General features: G+C 61.3%; 21 protein-coding genes. 3 read left to right on the forward strand and 18 right to left on the reverse strand.

The features are described 5' to 3' along the window. Positions 1-42: 42 nt before the first annotated feature. The 9 genes from ABFB52_RS02965 to ubiE form a co-directional block, all read right to left on the reverse strand. On the reverse strand, positions 43-750 hold the full coding sequence (locus tag ABFB52_RS02965) for a 16S rRNA (uracil(1498)-N(3))-methyltransferase (RefSeq protein WP_129972284.1): 708 nt from the start codon (positions 748-750) through the stop codon (positions 43-45). Next, the gene (gene tatC / locus ABFB52_RS02970) at positions 747-1535 is read right to left on the reverse strand and encodes a twin-arginine translocase subunit TatC (RefSeq protein ID WP_085608402.1); all 789 of its coding nucleotides are present in this window, start codon (positions 1533-1535) and stop codon (positions 747-749) included. The genes ABFB52_RS02965 and tatC overlap by 4 nt, the downstream gene beginning before the upstream one ends. Next, complete coding sequence (tatB, locus tag ABFB52_RS02975) at positions 1532-1978, reverse strand: Sec-independent protein translocase protein TatB (RefSeq protein ID WP_085608403.1); 447 nt, start codon at positions 1976-1978, stop codon at positions 1532-1534. Before tatB ends, tatC begins: the two co-directional genes overlap by 4 nt. 10 nt (positions 1979-1988) lie before the next feature. After that, a complete protein-coding gene (locus tag ABFB52_RS02980) occupies positions 1989-2267 on the reverse strand; it encodes a twin-arginine translocase TatA/TatE family subunit (RefSeq protein WP_007952423.1) in 279 nt (92 codons plus the stop codon). A 25-nt stretch (positions 2268-2292) separates the two neighbouring features. Next, positions 2293-2625, reverse strand: a complete 333-nt coding sequence (locus ABFB52_RS02985) for a phosphoribosyl-ATP diphosphatase (RefSeq protein WP_007952422.1) — start codon at positions 2623-2625, stop codon at positions 2293-2295. Next, the gene (hisI, locus tag ABFB52_RS02990; protein WP_007909357.1) at positions 2618-3019 is read right to left on the reverse strand and encodes a phosphoribosyl-AMP cyclohydrolase; all 402 of its coding nucleotides are present in this window, start codon (positions 3017-3019) and stop codon (positions 2618-2620) included. The genes ABFB52_RS02985 and hisI overlap by 8 nt, the downstream gene beginning before the upstream one ends. Positions 3020-3099: 80 nt before the next feature. Further along, positions 3100-4704 carry a ubiquinone biosynthesis regulatory protein kinase UbiB gene (ubiB, locus tag ABFB52_RS02995; RefSeq protein WP_007952420.1) on the reverse strand — a complete coding sequence of 535 codons (1605 nt, stop codon included), beginning with the start codon at positions 4702-4704 and terminating at the stop codon, positions 3100-3102. Beyond that, positions 4701-5324, reverse strand: coding sequence for an SCP2 domain-containing protein (locus ABFB52_RS03000; protein ID WP_007952419.1), 624 nt, complete (start codon positions 5322-5324; stop codon positions 4701-4703). The genes ubiB and ABFB52_RS03000 overlap by 4 nt, the downstream gene beginning before the upstream one ends. Further along, positions 5324-6094: a bifunctional demethylmenaquinone methyltransferase/2-methoxy-6-polyprenyl-1,4-benzoquinol methylase UbiE gene (ubiE, locus tag ABFB52_RS03005; protein WP_007952418.1), complete on the reverse strand. Its 771-nt coding sequence runs from the start codon at positions 6092-6094 to the stop codon at positions 5324-5326. Before ubiE ends, ABFB52_RS03000 begins: the two co-directional genes overlap by 1 nt. A 165-nt stretch (positions 6095-6259) precedes the next feature. Between ubiE and ABFB52_RS03010 the strand changes: the two genes are divergently transcribed. The 3 genes from ABFB52_RS03010 to ABFB52_RS03020 all read left to right on the forward strand — a co-directional run bounded on the left by ABFB52_RS03010 (position 6260) and on the right by ABFB52_RS03020 (position 8008). After that, positions 6260-6535, forward strand: a complete 276-nt coding sequence (locus tag ABFB52_RS03010; protein WP_007952417.1) for a polyhydroxyalkanoic acid system family protein — start codon at positions 6260-6262, stop codon at positions 6533-6535. Positions 6536-6696: 161 nt separating this feature from the next. Then, the gene (locus tag ABFB52_RS03015) at positions 6697-7119 is read left to right on the forward strand and encodes a phasin family protein (protein ID WP_007952416.1); all 423 of its coding nucleotides are present in this window, start codon (positions 6697-6699) and stop codon (positions 7117-7119) included. 10 nt (positions 7120-7129) lie between these two features. Then, a complete protein-coding gene (locus ABFB52_RS03020) occupies positions 7130-8008 on the forward strand; it encodes a phasin family protein (RefSeq protein WP_102718296.1) in 879 nt (292 codons plus the stop codon). A 274-nt stretch (positions 8009-8282) separates the two neighbouring features. Here ABFB52_RS03020 and ABFB52_RS03025 read toward each other — a convergent pair whose 3' ends face one another. From ABFB52_RS03025 to argS, 9 genes are all read right to left on the reverse strand, one after another. Continuing rightward, on the reverse strand, positions 8283-8903 hold the full coding sequence (locus tag ABFB52_RS03025) for a TetR/AcrR family transcriptional regulator (RefSeq protein ID WP_007952414.1): 621 nt from the start codon (positions 8901-8903) through the stop codon (positions 8283-8285). Between the two features lie 28 nt (positions 8904-8931). After that, complete coding sequence (phaC, locus tag ABFB52_RS03030; RefSeq protein WP_085746408.1) at positions 8932-10614, reverse strand: class II poly(R)-hydroxyalkanoic acid synthase; 1683 nt, start codon at positions 10612-10614, stop codon at positions 8932-8934. A 151-nt stretch (positions 10615-10765) separates the two neighbouring features. Next, positions 10766-11620, reverse strand: coding sequence for a poly(3-hydroxyalkanoate) depolymerase (gene phaZ / locus ABFB52_RS03035; protein WP_007952412.1), 855 nt, complete (start codon positions 11618-11620; stop codon positions 10766-10768). A 155-nt stretch (positions 11621-11775) separates the two neighbouring features. Next, a complete protein-coding gene (gene phaC / locus ABFB52_RS03040; RefSeq protein WP_039772445.1) occupies positions 11776-13455 on the reverse strand; it encodes a class II poly(R)-hydroxyalkanoic acid synthase in 1680 nt (559 codons plus the stop codon). A 258-nt stretch (positions 13456-13713) separates the two neighbouring features. Next, complete coding sequence (locus ABFB52_RS03045; RefSeq protein WP_102718297.1) at positions 13714-14085, reverse strand: DUF971 domain-containing protein; 372 nt, start codon at positions 14083-14085, stop codon at positions 13714-13716. A gap of 77 nt (positions 14086-14162) precedes the next feature. After that, complete coding sequence (gene hslU / locus ABFB52_RS03050; protein WP_007952406.1) at positions 14163-15500, reverse strand: ATP-dependent protease ATPase subunit HslU; 1338 nt, start codon at positions 15498-15500, stop codon at positions 14163-14165. A 55-nt stretch (positions 15501-15555) separates the two neighbouring features. After that, a complete protein-coding gene (hslV, locus tag ABFB52_RS03055) occupies positions 15556-16086 on the reverse strand; it encodes an ATP-dependent protease subunit HslV (protein ID WP_003196958.1) in 531 nt (176 codons plus the stop codon). Between the two features lie 258 nt (positions 16087-16344). After that, entirely contained in the window at positions 16345-17061 is a 717-nt protein-coding gene (locus tag ABFB52_RS03060) for an SPOR domain-containing protein (RefSeq protein WP_039772438.1), read from the reverse strand. Position 17062: 1 nt separating this feature from the next. After that, positions 17063-18799 (reverse strand): arginine--tRNA ligase, encoded by a 1737-nt coding sequence (argS, locus tag ABFB52_RS03065; RefSeq protein ID WP_102718298.1) that lies wholly within the window; start codon positions 18797-18799, stop codon positions 17063-17065. Between the last annotated feature and the right edge of the window lie 69 nt (positions 18800-18868).

The following is an 18868-nucleotide window of genomic DNA, read 5'->3' on the forward strand; positions in this document are numbered from 1 at the left end:
TGTAACGCCTTTTGTCCGGCGAAGTGCTTAGAACAGAAGCGCTCAGAACAACCGGGCCAGCAGCGCGGTGACGGCGGTTTCGACCCGCAGGATTCGCTCGCCCAGTTGCACCGGTTGCAGGCCGGCCTTGGTCAGCAGATCGATTTCGTAGGGAATCCAGCCACCCTCGGGGCCGATGGCCAGGGTTACCGGTTCGTTCAGGGCGCGGGGGCAGGGCGGGAAGTTGCCCGGATGACCGACCAGGCCGAGGGTGCCGTCGGTGACGGCTGGCAGGCGGTCTTCGACGAACGGCTTGAAGCGCTTCTCGATGATGATGTCCGGCAGCACCGTGTCCCGGGCCTGTTCCAAGCCCAGGATCAGTTGTTCGCGAATCGCTTCCGGTTCGAGGAACGGCGTCTGCCAGAAGCTTTTCTCGACCCGGTAGCTGTTGACCAGAATCACCTTCGCCACGCCCATGGTCGCCACGGTCTGGAACACCCGGCGCAGCATCTTCGGCCGGGGCAGGGCGAGCACCAGGGTCAGCGGCAGTTTGGCCGGCGGCGGTTGATCGAGGGTGACTCGCAGCTCGGCTTCGCCCGCGTCCAGACGCAGCAGCTCGGCCGAGCCCATCAGCCCGTTGATACGCCCGACCCGCAGGCTGTCGCCGACTTCCGAGCGGTGGACTTCCTGCATGTGGGTCAGGCGCCGATCACGCAGCACGACGCGGTCGGCCGCGATGAAGTCGGCCTCTTCGAGCAGCAGCAGGTTCATGGCTGAGTCGCTGGCGGCTGGTCGTTGTGATCGTCGACGGTTTCTTCCGGGCGCTCGCGTTTGCTGACCAGACTGCCGAACAGGATGCCCACTTCGAACAGCATCCACATCGGCACGGCCAGCAGGGTCTGGGAGAAGATGTCCGGCGGGGTCAGGATCATGCCGACCACGAAGCAGCCGATGATCACATACGGACGAATCTTCTTCAGGTATTTGACGTCGACCACGCCGATCCACACCAGCAGCACCACGGCCACCGGGATTTCGAACGCCACGCCGAAAGCGAAGAACAGCGTCATGACGAAATCGAGGTAACTGGTGATGTCGGTCATCATTTCCACGCCGGCCGGGGTGGCCGAGGCGAAGAACTTGAAGATCAGCGGGAACACGAAGAAGTAGGCGAACGCCATGCCGGTGTAGAACAGCAGGATGCTGGAGATCAGCAACGGCACTGCGACGCGCTTCTCGTGCTTGTACAGGCCCGGCGCGATGAAGCCCCAGATCTGATGCAGGATCACCGGGATCGCCAGGAACAGCGAGACCATCATCGTCAGTTTCAGCGGCGTCAGGAACGGCGACGACACGTCGGTGGCGATCATCGTCGCGCCGGCCGGCAGGTATTCGCGCAGCGGCGTCGAGACGAAGGTGTAGATCTGCTGGGTGAAGGCAAACAGCCCGGCGAAGATGATGAAGATCGCCGCCACGCAACGCAGCAGGCGGGTGCGCAACTCGGTGAGGTGCGAAACCAGCGGCATGTGCTGGTCGTTTTCGGGGAGATCGCTCATGGGGCTCGCGGCGGCAGAGTGGTGTCGTGAGGCGCTGGTGTGGTCGGCGCGGCGGTTGGAGCTACGTGTTCAACCGGGGCTGGCGCGACGACAGGCGCTGGTTCGGTTGGCGCTACAGCAGGTGCCACAGGCGTTGGAGCTGCAGGGCTGTGAATCGTCTGCTCACCCACGTGCTCGACCGGCGTCGGCTCCTGCTGAACCGGCGTGAAAATCTTCCGCGCCTCCTGCTCCAGTGACAGGATGTGCTCGTTGTGCAGTTGCCGACGGATTTCGTCGGCACCGATTTCACGCTCAACTTCCTGTTTGATCGCGTTGAAGCTGCGCTTCAGCCGTCCGACCCACAGGCCGGCGGTGCGCGCAGCGCCCGGCAGACGCTCGGGACCCAGCACCAGCAGGGCAACGAGGCCGACGAGCAGCAGTTCAGAGAAGCTGATACCAAACATTAGTCAGTGCTCACACGTCTTTGCGGATCGGCTCTTCGACTTTCTGCGCCTGCACGTCGATGGTGTGCGGCGGGTTGGCCTGAGCGGTGGCTTGCGGCTGGACCGGCGGCACCGGTTGCGCAGGCGTGACGGTCGGATCGGCCGGTTTCTCGTCGTCGTTCATGGCTTTACGGAAGCCCTTGATCGACTCGCCGACGTCGGTGCCGAGGTTTTTCAGTTTCTTGGTACCGAACACCAGTACCACGACCACCAGGATGACGATCCAGTGTTTCCAGTCAAAAATGCCCATGTTGCTGTTCCTCTCTAATAGTTGTTCAGGCGGACGGGCGCGAGGCTTTCTCGACGTGTCCGGACAGGCCGAAACGGCGATCCAATTCATCCAGCACCGCCTGCGGATGCTGCCCCAACTGGGCGAGCATGACCATGCTGTGGAACCACAGGTCGGCGGTCTCGTAGATCACGTCGCTGCAGTCGCCGCTGACGGCGGCGTCCTTGGCGGCAATGATCGTTTCGACCGATTCTTCGCCGACTTTCTCCAGAATCTTGTTCAGACCCTTGTGATACAGGCTGGCGACATACGAGCTGTCGGCGGCTGCGCCCTTGCGCTCTTCCAGCACCTGAGCAAGGCGGGTCAGGGTGTCACTCATGTTTGTGTCCTGCGGAATAGATGGCGTGCGGGTCTTTCAGGACCGGGTCGACCGTTTTCCAGTCGCCGTTTTCGAAGACGCGGTAGAAGCAGCTTTGACGACCGGTATGGCAAGCGATGTCGCCGATCTGTTCGACCATCAGGATGATGACGTCGGCGTCGCAGTCCAGACGCATCTCATGCAGCGTCTGTACGTGGCCGGACTCTTCGCCCTTGCGCCACAGCTTGCCACGGGAACGTGACCAATAGATGGCACGGTTTTCCGCCGCGGTCAGCTCCAGGGCTTCGCGGTTCATCCAGGCCATCATCAATACGCGTCCGGTCTTGTGATCCTGGGCAATCGCCGGCACCAGGCCATCGGCGTCCCACTTGATCTCGTCCAGCCAGTTTTTCATCTTCGACTCCGACAGCGAACCCACACTTCAATAGTCGGGCTCAGGCGTTGAAACAGTGTGCCAGCCGATCACGGAACTGGCTATCGGCGAACGACCAGATACAAGCCGACGGCCACCATGATCCCGGCGGGCCAATGCCCCAGTTCGTGCATCGGGCCACCGGCGGCGAGGATCGTACCGCCCGCCAGATGGGCGCTGCCGAGCAGGCGCAGGAACCAGTCGTCCTTGCGCTTTTTCCACGGCGGTGGCGGGTCGTTGGCGTGAGGTTGGGACATGCGTTCGAGCAGGTCACGGGCCATGTTGGCCAGGTGCGGCAGTTGTTCGAACTGGCTCTGGACGTTGCCGATCAAGGCTTTCGGGCTGACGCGCTCGCGCATCCAGCGTTCGAGGAACGGCTGCGCGGTGTTCCACAGATCCAGATCCGGATACAGCTGACGGCCCAGGCCTTCGATGTTCAGCAGGGTCTTTTGCAGCAATACGAGTTGCGGCTGCACTTCCATGTTGAAGCGGCGCGCGGTCTGGAACAGGCGCATCAGCACCTGGCCAAATGAAATATCTTTTAATGGTTTTTCGAAGATCGGCTCGCACACGGTACGGATCGCCGCTTCGAATTCGTTGAGCTTGGTTTCCGCCGGCACCCAGCCCGAATCGATGTGCAATTGCGCCACGCGGCGGTAGTCGCGTTTGAAGAAGGCGAACAGGTTGCGCGCCAGATAGTCCTGGTCTTCCGGGGTCAGGCTGCCGACGATGCCGCAGTCGATAGCGATGTACTGCGGGCTCCACGGGTTGACGGTGCTGACGAAGATGTTGCCCGGGTGCATGTCGGCGTGGAAGAAACTGTCGCGGAATACCTGGGTGAAGAAGATCTCCACGCCACGTTCGGCAAGCATCTTCATGTCGGTGCGCTGGTCGGCGAGGGTCGCCAGATCCGTCACCTGAATCCCGTAGATGCGCTCCATCACCAGCACTTTCGGCCGGCACCAGTCCCAATAGACTTGCGGCACGTACAGCAGCGGCGAGCCTTCGAAGTTGCGTTTCAACTGGCTGGCGTTGGCTGCCTCGCGCAACAGGTCGAGTTCGTCGTAGATGGTTTTTTCATAGTCGCTGACCACGTCCACCGGGTGCAGCAGACGAGCGTCGGCGGAGACCTTTTCGGCGGCGCGGGCGAGGATGAACAGCCACGCCAGATCCTGGGCAATGATCGGTTTCAGGCCCGGGCGGATCACCTTGACCACTACTTCTTCACCGGTCTTCAACTGCGCGGCATGCACCTGCGCCACCGAGGCCGAGGCCAGCGGTTCGACGTCGAAACGGCTGAACACTTCGCTGATCTTCTTGCCCAGTTGCTCTTCGATCAGCTTGACCGACAGCTGCGAATCGAACGGCGGCACGCGGTCCTGCAACCGCATCAGCTCATCGGCGATGTCTTCTGGCAGCAGGTCGCGGCGGGTCGAAAGGATCTGCCCGAACTTGATGAAGATCGGCCCCAGGTCCTGCAAGGCCAGGCGCAGGCGTGCGCCACGGCTCAGGTCCAGCGGCTTGCGCGGGAACCAGCGCCACGGCAAGACGTAGCGCAGCGCCAGCAAAAACCACGGCAAAGGCAGATCGAACAGCAGGTCATCGAGGCGGTAGCGGATCACGACGCGCTGGATGCGCAACAGACGGCGGACGGCGAGCAGCTTCATGCGTTATCGCTTGGGTCGAGGGATCGGGAAAGGCGCTCGAAGCGCGCCTCGAGACGTTCCAGATCGAGTTTGATCCGGTCCAGTTCGCTGAAGCGGGCTTCGGCTTCGCGCTGCCCGACGAGGGTGCGCGATTCTTCGGCCAGGTATTCGGCGAGGTTCTGGTTGAGGCTGGCAAATCCTTGTTGATACCAGCGGGCGCGGCTGCGTAGGTGACCGCCGACCAGTTGCGTGGCGACAGGTCCCAGCCAGCGCGAGAGTTCGTACTCCCAGTCCAGCTCCAGATCCTGCAGCACGCCCGCCAGTTCCAGCAGCACGCCGCTGTCACCGTCGAGTTCGACTTCCGGTGCGTGCAGCACCGCGGTCTTGTCCTTGCTCAGGGCCAGTTTCACCAGACTCGAAGCGGGGGCACGCAGGGTGCAGTCGACGCCGGTTTCCCAGTGGGACGCCAGCATCAGGCCTTCGTCGCTCGGCAGGATGAACAGTTGCAGCGCCGGGCTGCGGCAATCCACGGCAATCACTTTGCCGGTCAGATGCGCCAGTCGCGGCAGCGCCGTGCTGTCGAGACGCAGCACGCGGTTCAGGCCGAGTTCGACGCTGGCGAGCAGCCCGGTCAGCAGCATCAGGGTTTGATGCCGCGGTGCAGGGCGACGATGCCTGCGGTCATGTTGTGATAGGTCACGCGGTCGAAACCGGCGTCGACCATCATCGACTTCAAAGTTTCCTGATTCGGGTGCATGCGGATCGATTCGGCCAGGTAGCGATAGCTTTCCGAGTCGTTGGTGATCAGCTTGCCCATCAGCGGCATGAAGGCGAACGAGTAGGCGTCGTAGGCCTTGGACATCAGCGCGTTGGTCGGCTTGGAGAATTCCAGCACCAGCAGGCGGCCGCCCGGCTTGAGTACGCGCAGCATCGAACGCAGGGCGTCTTCCTTGTGCGTCACGTTGCGCAGGCCGAAGGCGATGGTCACGCAGTCGAAATGGTTGTCCGGGAACGGCAGCTTTTCAGCGTCGGCCTGGACGAACTCGACGTTGCCCGAAACACCGACGTCCAGCAGGCGGTCACGACCGACCTTGAGCATGGATTCGTTGATGTCCGCGAGAACCACCTGACCGGTCGGGCCGACCAGGTGCGAGAATTTCTTGGTCAGGTCGCCCGTGCCGCCGGCGATGTCCAGTACGCGGTTGCCGGCGCGCACGCCCGACAGTTCGATCGCGAAGCGCTTCCACAGACGGTGCATGCCGCCCGACAGAAGGTCGTTCATCAGGTCGTACTTGGCGGCCACGGAGTGGAACACCTCAGCGACTTTTTCCGCTTTCTGGCTTTCCGGAACGTTTTTGAAGCCGAAGTGAGTGGTGGGTTCGGCATCGCTGCCTTTGCGCTGATCAGTCATATCGCTGTCACCAAAAGAGAATGCGCGACATTCTAATCCCCAAGCCATGCTTTGTCTTGGAATGGCTAAAGGTAAGATGGGCAACCTTCGGGACGATTTGCCGCAGTGGCGGTCAAGATTCGTTGCAGGCATTCATAGCCCCATTCAAAAAGCAGGAGTCATTCAATGGCCCATATCAGTGTTGAGCGTGCCCACAGCCTGGGCAAGGAAGCAGCCCGCGAGAAAGCCGACAAACTGGCGCAGAAACTCTCCGATCAATATGGCCTGGAGCCGCAGTGGTCGGGCGATGTCCTGAACCTCAAGCGGTCGGGCGTGAAGGGCGCGGTGCATGTGGCCGAGGATTCGATCCGGGTCGACGTGGAACTGGGCCTGATGATGTCGGCCATGAGCGGCATGATCAAAGCCGAGATCGAAAAGGCGCTGGATAAAGCGCTGGTCTGATCAGGACAAAACGGGGAGCTTCGGGCTCCCCGTTTTTTTCTCGTGCACCTGCCTTTTATGTCAGTTGTTAGGGTGCCGTTTCTAATTTTTCTCCCTACTTTGTGCCTGAGCCCGACACTCGTCAGGGCAGTTCCTCAAACCTTCTGCGCGTGAGGTGCACCATGGCCAAAGTCATTTTGAAGAAAAAAATCGACGCTTCGACTTCCGCTCTGAGCGACGTCAAGTCCTATGCCCGCAAGATCTGGCTGGCAGGCCTGGGTGCCTACACCAAGGTCGGTCAGGAGGGCAGCGAGTACTTTCAGGAGTTGATCAAGGCTGGTCAAACTGTTGAAAAGAAAGGCAAAAAAGCCGTCACCGAAAAACTCGAAGCGGCCAACGCCGAGATCGATGAAGCCAAGAGCGAAGTCAGCTCTTTCAAAGGCCGGGTCGAAGTTCAGCTCGACAAGGTCGAGAAAGCGTTCGACACGCGTGTCGCCAGTGCCTTGAATCGTATCGGCATTCCGTCTAAACATGACGTTGAGGCACTCTCTGCTAAGCTCGATGAGCTGACGGCATTGCTCGAACGCGTCGCGCGTAAATCTTAAGGAGAACGGGATGGCTGGTAAAAAGAACACCGATAAAGAAGGCAGCTCGTGGATCGGAAAAGTCGAAGACTATTCCCGCAAGATCTGGCTGGCTGGTTTAGGCGTGTACTCGAAGATCGACACTGACGGCAGCAAGCTCTTCGATACATTGGTCAAAGACGGCGAGAAAGCCGAGAAGCTCACCAAGGCTGCAGTCGGCAAGAAAGTCGATGCTGCCAAGGATTCTGCAAGCTCGGCAAAATCGCGCATCAGCGGCGTGAAAGATCGCGCACTGGGCACTTGGGATCAGCTGGAAGGGGCTTTCGACAAGCGCCTGAACAGTGCGATTTCGCGCCTGGGCGTACCGAGCCGCAACGAGGTGAAGGATCTGCACAAGAAGGTCGATACCCTGACCAAGCAGATCGAAAAACTCACCGGCCTGAAAGCTCAGCCTGTCGCGGCGAAAACCGCAGCAGCCAAGCCTGCGGCCAAAACCGCTGCCAAGCCACTGGCTAAAGCCGCCGCCAAACCGGCCGCAAAACCAGCAGCCAAAACTGCTGCCGCCAAGCCTGCAGCGAAAGCCGCGGCCAAACCGGTTGCTGCCAAGGCCGCCGCCAAGCCGGCTGCAAAATCAGCCGCTAAACCTGCGGCCAAGCCAGCAGCCAAACCAGCAGCGAAAACCGCAGCAGCCAAACCCGCCGCCAAGCCTGCCGCCAAACCGGCTGCGGCGAAAAAGCCTGCAGTGAAAAAACCGGCCGCGCCGAAAGCCGCTGCACCGAAAGCTGCAGCACCAAAACCGGTGACCACACCGCAAGCACTGGCAAGCACGTCGAACTCCGCCTCGGCTCCAACCCCGGCGCCTGCTCCGACTGCTGCATCGACGCCGTCGACGCCAACCAGTCAGTCCTGATTTTTCAGGGCTCAAAAAAACGCCCGGCCTGTGAAGGTCGGGCGTTTTTTATGTCTGATCCAAGAGCCCCTCACCCCAGCCCTCTCCCGGAGGGAGAGGGGGCCGATTGCGGGATGCTTCAGTCTTACGTCGGCCTGAAAGTGAAGCATTGAATCCATAATCGATAAGGTCTTTCAGGTCGATGTCTAGCGTAAGACAACTCCGTAGGTTCCCTCTCCCTACGGGCGGTCCGACGTTTCGGGAGGGCTAGGGTGAGGGCAGCGATCTACCTGACTCACTCGTGATCTTCGAGGTACTGCAAAGCCATCCTCTCCGTCGCCACCTTCACCGGCGGCAACAAATGCGGCGCCACCAGCATCATGATCTGGTACACCACCAGCCGCACTTCCCCTTCGCGATCGAGAATCCGCTGATAGTCCAGCGAGAACAGCAGCGTCATGGTGATCTGCTCCACCAGTTGCCCCAGCGCCTGGGTGTCGCTGACCAGCTGCCCCGACGCCTTCAACCGCGCCAGCAATGACGCCAGCGTGCGCTTGAGCACGTTGAGGAACTGGCGAATGCCCTTGGCCAGTTTCGGCAGGCGCCCGGCCAGGTTCGACAGGTCCTGGAACAGAAAACGGTACTGCGCCAGCCGTTCGACGATCAGGTGCAGGAACAGCCAGTAATCCTCCGGCGCCAGTTCGACATCGGCGGGCGGGTCGAGCAGCGGGGCGAGGTCGTTCTGGAAGCGCTCGAACAGTCCGAGAATCAGCGGTTCCTTGCCGTGGAAGTGGTAGTAGAGGTTGCCGGGGCTGATCCCCATTTCATTGGCAACCTCCATGGTGGAGACGTTCGGCTCGCCCTTTTCATTGAACAACTGCAGGGCACATTCGAGGATCCGTTCGCTTGTTTTCATCCAGTCTTCTTAAAAGGGCTTGAGTCAGTCAGCGCACACGCACATAGGTGCCGGGTGCCGCTTCCATCGGTGGATAATTGGCGTTGCCGAGGGTCATCTGGGTTTCGCGCAGGGTGCCGGAGCGCTGCTGGACCCACTCCAGCCATTGCGGCCACCAGCTGCCGTCGACTTTCTTGGCGTCGTAGTACCAGGCGCGCGGATCACCGCTGAGCTTTCCGTTCTCGACGTAATGGGCTTTCGGGTTGCCCGGCGGGTTGAGGATGCTCTGCACGTGGCCGCTGTTGGACAGCACGAAGCGCCGCTCACCGCCCAGCAACAGCGTCGAGCGATAGACCGCATCCCACGGCGTGATGTGGTCGTTCATGCCGGCCACGCTGAAACTGTCGACCGTGACCTTTTGCAGATCAATCGGCGTGCCGCACACTTCCAGGCCACCCGGGTGGGTCAACGGGTTGTGCTTGAAGAAGTCCAGTATGTCGCCGTGAAACGCGGCGGGCAGGCGGGTGCTGTCGTTGTTCCAGTAGAGAATGTCGAACGCCGGTGGCTCCTTGCCCAGCAGGTAGTTATTGACGAAATAACTCCAGATCAGATCGTTGGGGCGCATCCAGGCGAACACCTTGGCCATGTCGCGACCGTCCAGCACGCCTTTCTGATAGGAGCGCCGCTTGGCCGCTTCGAGCGTTTGCTCATCGGCGAACAGGGTGGCCGGGGTATTCATCTCACTGTCGAGCAGGCTCACCAGATAGGTGGCGCTGGAGACCCGCCGCAACTGCCGCTTGGCCTGCAGATGCCCTTGCAGCGCCGCGATGGTCAGCCCGCCGGCGCAGGCGCCCATCAGGTTGACCTCACGGGCGCCGGTGATCGCCCGGCAGATGTTCATCGCTTCTTCCACGGCTTCGACGTAGGTCGACAGGCCCCATTCGCGATGGCGCACATCCGGGTTGCGCCAGCTGATCATGAAGGTCTGCAAGCCGTTCTTCAGGGCGAACTGGACGAAGCTGTTGCTCGGGCTGAGGTCGAAAATGTAGTACTTGTTGATTTGCGGCGGCACCACCAGCAGCGGTTTCGAATACTGCTTTTCGCTCATCGGCCGGTACTGGATCAGCTCGAGCATTTCGTTGCGAAACACCACCGAGCCGGTGGTGGTGGCGACGGTCTTGCCGACTTCGAATGCCTGTTTGGTCACCTGGCGCGGCAGGCCGTCGTTGTGCAACAGGTCGTCGATCAGATGGCTGAGACCGCGCACCAGACTGTGGCCGCCAGAGTTGAACAGTTCCTTGACCGCCAGCGGATTGAGCAGCGTGTTGGAAGGCGCCACGGCGTCGTTGAGCAGGGTGAAGGCGAAGTGTGCGCGGGCGCGGTCGTCGTCGCTCATGCTGCTCTCGTCGATCCAGCTCTTGACCTGTTTCTGCCAGGCCAGATAAGCCTGAAGGCTGCGCCGATAGAACGGGTTCAGGCTCCACGCCGGATCGGCGAAGCGACTGTCCTGCGGATTGGTCGGGTGGAGGGTTTCGCCGAGCAGCACGCGTCCGAGCGCGCCTCCCAGCTTCAAGGCGTGTTTTGCACTGTGGATCGGATTGCGCAGCCCGTGGGCCGCAACGTTGCGCAAGGTCGAGATCAGGTCGCGGCCGCGCAGACCGGTCATGGCACTCTGTGCATTGATGAACACGGCGGGGCTGGGCACGACGCCCGTCGCTGGTTTGTCACGCATGACTCAACACTCCTTCGTCTTCAGGCCAAAAACAAACACACCGAACCAGAACACCATAGACGCTGTTGCGGGTTGCTGCCTGCGTGGCCTCCTGCCACGCACCTGTCCAGACGCGTTGCAAAACGCTGTCCATAAATCCGTGCCGGGACGGTTATCCGCCCAGCGGTGTCGGGTGCGGATGCATCACCGCACGCTGACGTTCCTCCTGGAGGAATTTCATGATGATCGGCGCCACCGCCTCGGCCCGGGTAATCAGGAACAGATGCCCGTCGTCGATGATGTGCAGCTGCGCGTTGGGGATTCGCCAAGCGAGCATGCGCATGTTGATCAGCGGGATCAGCGGATCGTCATCGCCGGCCAGCACCAGCGTCGGCTGGTGGATCTTGTGCAGCCAGTGAATGCTGGTCCAGCCCAGGCCCGCGAACAGTTGCCAGTAGTAACCGAGCTTGCCCGCCGAACGCACCTTGGCCGCATGGCTGGCGGCGAGTGTCGGATCGCGGCGGAACGAGCCGCCGTAGATCATCGGGGCGATGCGGATCACATGGGACGGCTGGATATAGCGCCGCGGGCTGGCCATCATCCACAGCACTTTCGGCTTGCCCGGCACCATCACCGCACCGGCGGCGGTCGCCGCCAGCACCAGCTTCTTGCAGCGCTCGGGATAGTCGTAGGCAAACTGCTGCGCCAGCGCGCCACCCCAGGACACGCCGATCACGTTGACCTGTCCGTAGTCGAGGTAATCGAGCATCCGTGCGGTGAGTTTCGCCAGTCCCGGAAAGCGATACGGTCGGCTCGGCGTCGAGGAACCGCCGACACCGGGCACGTCGAAGGCGATCACTTCCAGGTCCGGATCCAGCGCCGCGACAAAAGGAAACACCAGCTCCAGGTTGGCGCCGATGCCGTTGAATATCAGCAAGGGCGTCAAGTGAGGCTTGCCGGGGCGGACCGCCGTACGGATAGTCTGGCCATCCAGCTCGACAGTTCGAAAGATGAACGGGTGCGGCATGCTTCAAGGCCCTGTGGGTCGATCTTTATGTCAGCCTCAATCCCCTGTGGGAGCGAGCCTGCTCGCGATAGCGGTGTATCAGTCAGCACATTGTTCCGGCTGTCGACGCCATCGCGAGCAGGCTCGCTCCCACAGTGTGGGGCGAGGTGTGTCGGTTACCGCTCGTGAACGTAAGTGCCCGGTGAAGCTTCGCCTGCCGGATACGCTTTGTTGCCCAGCTTGGTCGGCGCCTTTTTCAGCTCGCCCGAGCGCGCGGCCTGCCATGCCTGCCAGTACAACCACCAGGAGTCGGCGTGTTTGGTCGAGTTTTCCTGCCAGTCATCGGCATTCGCGGTCATTTCATCGCTGGTCATGTAGCGCGATTTCGGGTTGCCCGGCGGGTTCAGAATGCTCTGGATATGCCCGCTGCTGGACAGCACGAATTCGACCTTGCCACCAAACAGCTGCGCCGACTTGTAGCAGGACTTCCACGGGGTAATGTGGTCGTTGGTGCCGGCCAGCGAGAAGATGTCGGCGGTTACCTGCTTGAGGTCAATCGGCGTGCCGCACACTTCCAGTGCATTGGGGCGGATCAGTGGGTTGTTTTTGAACATCTCGATCAGGTCGCCGTGGAACGCCGCCGGCAGTCGAGTCGTATCGTTGTTCCAGAACAGGATGTCGAACACCGGCGGCTCGTTGCCGAGCAGGTAGTTGTTGACCCAGTAGTTCCAGATCAGATCGTTGGGGCGCATCCAGGCGAAGACCTTGGCCATGTCTTTGCCTTCGAGCACGCCGGCCTGATACGAATGGCGCTTGGCGGTCTCCAGGGTCTGCTCGTCGACGAAGAGCGCGACGTCGCTGTCCAGCGTTGTATCGAGCACGCTGACCAGCAGGGTCAGGGCGTTGACCTTGTTCTCGCCGATCGCCGCGTAGTGGCCGAGCAGGGCGGTGCAGGTGATACCGCCGGAGCAGGCACCGAGCATGTTGACGTCCTTGCTGCCGGTGATCGCGGTGACCACGTCGACCGCTTCCTTCAGGGCTTCGATGTAGGTCGAGAGGCCCCACTCACGCTGTTCCTTGGTCGGGTTGCGCCAGCTGACGATGAAGGTCTGCACATTGTTGCGCAGGCAGAAACGCGCCAGGCTCTTGTCCGGGCTCAGGTCGAATACATAGAACTTGTTGATCTGCGGCGGCACCACCAGCAGCGGGCGCTCGTGCACCTGCTCGGTGATCGGCTTGTACTGGATCAGCTCCAGCACATCGTTGCGAAACACCACCGCGCCTTCGGTCACGCCAAGGCTCTTGCCGACCTCGAACGCGCCCATGTTGACCTGGCTCGGCATGCCGCCGTTGTGCACCAGATCCTTGGCCAGATGCGAGAGGCCGTCGAGCAGGCTCTTGCCGCCGGTCTCGAAGAAGCGTTTGACCGCTGCCGGATTGGCTGCCGTGTTGGTCGGGGCCATGGCCTCGGTCATCAGGTTGATCACGAAGTGGCCACGCGCGATGTCCTTGGGCGAGAGGCTGCTGTCGTCGATCCAGGCATGGAGTTCCTTGCGCCATGCCAGGTAGGTTTGCAGATAACGTTTGTACAGCGGGTTCTGACTCCACGCCGGATCGACGAAGCGACGGTCATCGCCCGCCGGTTGCAGGTCGGATTTGCCGAACAGCACGTTCTTCAGTTCGAGGCCGAACTGGGTGACGTGTTTGACACTATGGATCGGTTGTTTGATGGCCTGGGTCAGCACCATTCGAGCAGAGGCCAGCAGATCCTTTCCGCGAAGCCCAACGACAGGATTCAGCCCCAGGGTGTTTTCCGAGGCCTGGTACTTCAAATCATCGTTATTCTTGTTACTCATCTACGACGCTCCATTGTCCTGAGACGAGTACCCGGTTTTCTGCTGTGCAGTTCCACAGCCAATGCCAGGTACTACTGCTCGGGTGACCGTTGATTCTGCATAGCTGCTTTACAGTCGTAGAGCACTGCAGGGAACTTGCCAGTTCCATTGGTTACCCGAGATTGATTTTTTTCGCAAGCAGCCGATCCCGGGCCGCTTTAGCGGAGCATTCAAACAGATGAATCTAGAAAATGCCCTCTAAACAGTCCAGGGCGCGGACTAGAGCATCAGCTTGACGACGGACTGGTCCGGGTCGCGGGTTTTGCCGGCGGCTTTGAGCTCGGCCAGATAATCCGCCCAGAGTGCGTCATAACGTCGCCCCAGCTCGTACAGATAATCCCAGGTGAACAGACCGCTGTCGTGACCGTCGTCGAAGGTCAGTTTCAGTGCGTACTGACCGGCCGGTTCTACCTTGGTCAGGCCGACGTTCAGCTTGCCGAATTGCAGGATCGGTTTGCCGTGGCCCTGAACCTCGGCGGAGGGGGAATGCACGCGCAGGAATTCGGCGGGCAGGGTGTATTCCTCGCCGGACGCGTATTTGAGCGACAGGGTTTTCGAGGCTTTGTGCAGTTTGATGTCGGTGGGAAGCATAGAAAAAAGCCTTTAGCTGCAAGCTACAAGCGGCAAGCTTAACTCAGCTTGCCGCTTGTAGCTCGGAGCTGGCAGCTCTACAGAATATAACGGGACAGGTCTTCGTTCTGCGCCAATTCGCCCAGGTGGCTGTTGACGTATTCGGCGTCGATCTGGATCGCCTTGTCGTCGTGGGCGCTGGCCAGATCGCCGGCACTGAACGATACCTCTTCCAGCAGACGCTCGAGCAGTGTGTGCAGGCGACGGGCACCGATGTTCTCGGTCTTCTCGTTGACCTGCCAGGCGATTTCCGCCAGACGCTTGATACCTTCCGGCTGGAACTGGATGTTCAGGCCTTCGGTTTTCAGCAGCGCGCAGTATTGCTCGGTGAGCGAGGCATGCGGTTCGCTGAGGATGCGTTCGAAGTCCTGCGGGCTCAGGGCCTTGAGTTCGACGCGGATCGGTAGACGACCTTGCAGCTCCGGAACCAGATCGCTCGGCTTGCTCAGGTGGAACGCACCGGAGGCGATGAACAGGATGTGGTCGGTCTTGACCATGCCCAGCTTGGTGTTGACGGTGCAGCCTTCGATCAGCGGCAGCAGGTCACGTTGCACGCCCTCGCGGGACACATCGGCGCCGCCGACATTGCCGCGCTTGGCGACCTTGTCGATCTCGTCGATGAACACGATGCCGTGCTGCTCGACCGCTTCCAGGGCCTTGGCCTTCAACTCTTCTTCGTTGACCAGACGACCGGCTTCTTCATCGCGTACCAGCTTCAGCGCTTCCTTGACCTTGAGCTTGCGGGCCTTCTTCTTGCCCTTGCCCATGTTGGCGAACAGGTTCTGCAACTGGTTGGTCATTTCTTCCATGCCAGGAGGCGTGGCGATCTCGATGCCGGCCATTTCGGCGACTTCGATCTCGATTTCCTTGTCATCCAGCTGACCTTCGCGCAGGCGCTTGCGGAACAGTTGGCGGGTGTTGGAATCCTGGGTCGGCGCTTCTTCGTTGCTGAAACCCATGCGTGCCGGTGGCAGCAGGGCGTCGAGGATACGGTCCTCGGCGGCGTCTTCGGCACGGTGGCGAACGCGGGTCATTTCCTGCTCGCGCAGCATCTTGATCGCGGCGTCGGCCAGATCACGGATGATCGATTCGACGTCACGGCCGACATAGCCGACTTCGGTGAACTTGGTCGCTTCGACCTTGATGAACGGTGCGTTGGCCAGCTTGGCCAGACGACGGGCGATCTCGGTTTTACCGACACCGGTCGGGCCGATCATCAGGATGTTCTTCGGGGTCACTTCAACGCGCAGCTCTTCAGGCAGCTGCATGCGGCGCCAGCGGTTGCGCAGGGCAATCGCGACGGCGCGCTTGGCATCGTCCTGGCCGATGATGTGGCGGTTGAGTTCGTGGACGATTTCGCGGGGAGTCATGGACATAATAATTGACGGTCCTCAAGCAGAAACAAGCCGTGGCACAGGGGCCGCGTCAGGCTTATTCAGCGAGATCCTGCTCCTCAATGGTCTGGGTGTGGTTGGTGAATACACAGATGTCGCCGGCGATGCCGAGAGCGGTCTCGACGATTTCGCGGGCCGACAGGTCGGTCTTCTTCAGCAGCGCGCTGGCGGCGGCTTGCGCGTAGGCGCCACCGGAACCCATGGCGATCAGGCCGTCTTCGGGTTCGACCACGTCACCGTTGCCGGTGATGATCAGGGATGCGTCCTTGTTGGCGACCGCGAGCATCGCTTCGAGGCGGCTCAGGGAGCGGTCGGTGCGCCATTCTTTGGCGAGTTCGACGGCGGCGCGAACCAGGTGGCCCTGGTGCTTTTCAAGCTGGCCTTCGAAACGTTCGAACAGGGTAAAGGCGTCGGCGGTGGCACCGGCGAAACCGGCGATGACTTCGCCGTGGTACAGGCGACGAACTTTCTTCGCGTTGCCTTTCATCACGGTGTTGCCGAGAGAAACCTGGCCGTCGCCGCCCATGACGACTTTGCCGTGGCGGCGGACTGAAACGATGGTGGTCAAGGGAAGAGTCTCCACACTGCGGGGCGAAAATGCCTTATGCCCATTCATATGGGGGTGGTGGAGAGGATTTCAACTGCGGGGCGGGAGAGGGGACGAGCGGTGGTTTGCAAGTGATCGCTCCCACGCAGAGCTACATGATCGTTCCCACGCTCCGCGTGGGAATGCCTCAATGGACGCTCCGCGTCCCTGCGGCAAGGGACGCGGAGCGTCCCGGGCTGCATTCCCACGCAGAGCGTGGGAATGATCGGTGGGGGAGGATCAGCGGCTCTGGCGTTGTTGTAACAACAGGTTGCTGAAGCCGGCGCCCGCCAGTTGTTTCTGGGCGGTGGTCAGCTGTTCGCGGTTGCTGAACGGGCCGACCAGTACGCGGTACCAGGTTTCATCCTTGACCGTCCCGGACTCAACCGCGACCGCCTGGCCGAGCAGAATGATCTGCGCGCGGACCTTGTCGGCATCTGTCTCTTTGCGGAACGAGCCGGCCTGCAGGAAGAACTTGGTCACCGGTGCAGCCTTGGTCACCGGTGGCGCTGGCGGCGGGGTGATCCCGGCCAGTGCAGCCTGTGCGCGTGCGGTGTCGATTTTCGCCGCTTCCGCCGGGGTCACCGGCGTGGTCGGGATTGCCGGCACTTGTGGCGTCGGCAGGGTTTTCTCCGGCACGGCATCAGGCGGCACGATCACTTCCGATTCCGGCAGCAGGGTGTAGAAGTCGTACTTCGGCTTCACCGGTTGCGTCGGGCTCGGCGGGGTCTTGTTGGCCTCGGCGATCTTGCTGGCTTTCTGTTGTTGCTGTTGCTCGACCTTCTCGCGCTTGACCGTGTCGCTGCCCTTGCCCGGCTCCAGTTTCATCAGGAACACGATGAACGCGCCGACCGTCAGGCCGATGGCCATCCACAGCCAGCCTGGAATCGGCTGCTTCGCTGGAGCTTGGTAACGGCTGGCGCCACGCTTGGGTGCAGGTTTTTTCTTGGCAGCCAACTTACATGCGCTCCAGGGTTTCCAGGCCGAGCAGTTCCAGGCCTTGCTTGAGGGTACGGCCGGTCAGCGCGGCAAGGCGCAGACGGCTTTGCATTTGTGCCGGGGTGTCGGCGGCGAGGATCGGGCAGTTCTCGTAGAAGCTGGAGAACAGACCGGCCACGTCGTACAGGTAGGTGCACAAGGTATGTGGCGTGCCCTTTTCCGCAACGTTGTTCAGCACTTCACCGAACTGCGCCAGTTTGGCTGCCAGTTCCTGCTCGTGCGCGGCCTCGAGGACGATCTGGCCGTCGACTTCGCTGAAATCCTTGCCCAGTTTGCGGAATACGCCGGCCACGCGGGTGTAGGCGTACAACAGGTATGGCGCAGTGTTGCCTTCGAAATTGAGCATCAGGTCGAAGTTGAAGCTGTAGTCGCTGGTGCGGTGCTTCGACAGGTCGGCGTACTTCACCGCGCCGATGCCGACCACTTTGGCGATCGCGCGCAGTTCGTCTTCGGCCAGTGTCGGGTTCTTTTCCTTCACCAGGCTGTAGGCACGTTCCTGCGCTTCGGTCAGCAGGTCGATCAGCTTCACGGTGCCGCCGTCACGGGTCTTGAACGGACGGCCGTCGGCGCCGTTCATGGTGCCGAAGCCCATGTGCTCCATTTCCATCGGATGGGTCACGAAACCGGCCTTGCGCGCCACGGCGAACACTTGCTGGAAGTGCAGGGCCTGACGCTGGTCGACGAAGTACAGCGCACGGTCGGCCTTCAGCTTGCCGCTGCGGTAGCGCACGGCCGCCAGGTCGGTGGTGGCGTACAGGTAGCCGCCGTCAGCCTTGACGATGATCACCGGCAGCGGCTCGCCTTCGGCGTTCTTGAATTCGTCGAGGAACACGCACTGGGCGCCGTTGCTTTCGACCAGCATGCCGGCGGCTTTCAGGTCGTTGACCACGTTGATCAGGTCGTCGTTGTAGGCGCTTTCGCCCATCACGTCGGCCATGGTCAGTTTGACGTTGAGCAGTTCGTAGATCTTCTGGCAGTGCGACAGCGAGATGTCCTTGAACTTGGTCCACAGCGCCAGGCACTCGGCATCGCCAGCCTGCAACTTGACCACCAGACCACGGGCGCGGTCGGCGAATTCCGGAGATTCGTCGAAGCGTTGCTTGGCGGCGCGGTAGAAGTTTTCCAGGTCCGACAGTTCGTCGCTGGTGATCGGGTTTTCCTGCAGGTACGCCATCAGCATGCCGAACTGGGTGCCCCAGTCGCCGACGTGGTTCTGACGGATCACGGTGTCGCCGAGGAATTCGAGTACCCGCGCCACGCCGTCGCCGATGATGGTCGAGCGCAGATGGCCGACGTGCATCTCTTTGGCGAGGTTCGGTGCCGACAGGTCGACCACGGTGCGTTGCGCCGGGCCGGCCTTGCGCACGCCAACGTGAGCGTCGGCCAGTGCGGCGTCGAGGCGCGAGGCCAGCGCTTGAGTGTTCTGGAAGAAGTTGATGAAGCCGGGCCCGGCGATTTCGGCCTTGGTGACGTTCTCGTCAGCCGGCAGGGCGGCGATGATTTTCTCCGCCAGGTCGCGGGGCTTCATGCCCGCAGGCTTGGCCAGCATCATCGCGATGTTGCTGGCGAAGTCGCCATGGGTCTTGTCCCGGGCGTTTTCCACCTGGATCGCCGGCGTCAGGCCTTCAGGCAACACACCTTCGTTGACGAGTTGGGTGAGGGCTTGTTGGATCAGCTGGCGAATGGTGTCTTTCATGGTCTTCTCTTTCGACCGCAAGCGCGGCGGCGCATCGATGCGCGGGTGGAAAAACTGGGCATTATCCGT

It is taken from the genome of Pseudomonas sp. 9.2(2024), assembly GCF_039695385.1.
Taxonomy (GTDB): domain Bacteria; phylum Pseudomonadota; class Gammaproteobacteria; order Pseudomonadales; family Pseudomonadaceae; genus Aquipseudomonas; species Aquipseudomonas paraglycinae.

Coding starts and splice junctions, on each gene's coding strand:
- argS (WP_102718298.1), bottom strand. CDS start 18,799: ATGAAAGACACCATTCGCCAGCTGATCCAACAAGCCCTCACCCAACTC.
- ABFB52_RS03045 (WP_102718297.1), bottom strand. CDS start 14,085: ATGCTTCCCACCGACATCAAACTGCACAAAGCCTCGAAAACCCTGTCG.
- hisI (WP_007909357.1), bottom strand. CDS start 3,019: ATGAAAAACTGGCTGGACGAGATCAAGTGGGACGCCGATGGCCTGGTG.
- ABFB52_RS03000 (WP_007952419.1), bottom strand. CDS start 5,324: ATGCTGCTGACCGGGCTGCTCGCCAGCGTCGAACTCGGCCTGAACCGC.
- tatB (WP_085608403.1), bottom strand. CDS start 1,978: ATGTTTGGTATCAGCTTCTCTGAACTGCTGCTCGTCGGCCTCGTTGCC.
- ubiE (WP_007952418.1), bottom strand. CDS start 6,094: ATGACTGATCAGCGCAAAGGCAGCGATGCCGAACCCACCACTCACTTC.
- ABFB52_RS02980 (WP_007952423.1), bottom strand. CDS start 2,267: ATGGGCATTTTTGACTGGAAACACTGGATCGTCATCCTGGTGGTCGTG.
- ABFB52_RS03020 (WP_102718296.1), top strand. CDS start 7,130: ATGGCTGGTAAAAAGAACACCGATAAAGAAGGCAGCTCGTGGATCGGA.
- phaZ (WP_007952412.1), bottom strand. CDS start 11,620: ATGCCGCACCCGTTCATCTTTCGAACTGTCGAGCTGGATGGCCAGACT.
- phaC (WP_085746408.1), bottom strand. CDS start 10,614: ATGCGTGACAAACCAGCGACGGGCGTCGTGCCCAGCCCCGCCGTGTTC.
- ABFB52_RS03015 (WP_007952416.1), top strand. CDS start 6,697: ATGGCCAAAGTCATTTTGAAGAAAAAAATCGACGCTTCGACTTCCGCT.
- ubiB (WP_007952420.1), bottom strand. CDS start 4,704: ATGAAGCTGCTCGCCGTCCGCCGTCTGTTGCGCATCCAGCGCGTCGTG.
- ABFB52_RS02985 (WP_007952422.1), bottom strand. CDS start 2,625: ATGAGTGACACCCTGACCCGCCTTGCTCAGGTGCTGGAAGAGCGCAAG.
- ABFB52_RS02965 (WP_129972284.1), bottom strand. CDS start 750: ATGAACCTGCTGCTGCTCGAAGAGGCCGACTTCATCGCGGCCGACCGC.
- tatC (WP_085608402.1), bottom strand. CDS start 1,535: ATGAGCGATCTCCCCGAAAACGACCAGCACATGCCGCTGGTTTCGCAC.
- ABFB52_RS03025 (WP_007952414.1), bottom strand. CDS start 8,903: ATGAAAACAAGCGAACGGATCCTCGAATGTGCCCTGCAGTTGTTCAAT.
- hslU (WP_007952406.1), bottom strand. CDS start 15,500: ATGTCCATGACTCCCCGCGAAATCGTCCACGAACTCAACCGCCACATC.
- phaC (WP_039772445.1), bottom strand. CDS start 13,455: ATGAGTAACAAGAATAACGATGATTTGAAGTACCAGGCCTCGGAAAAC.
- ABFB52_RS03010 (WP_007952417.1), top strand. CDS start 6,260: ATGGCCCATATCAGTGTTGAGCGTGCCCACAGCCTGGGCAAGGAAGCA.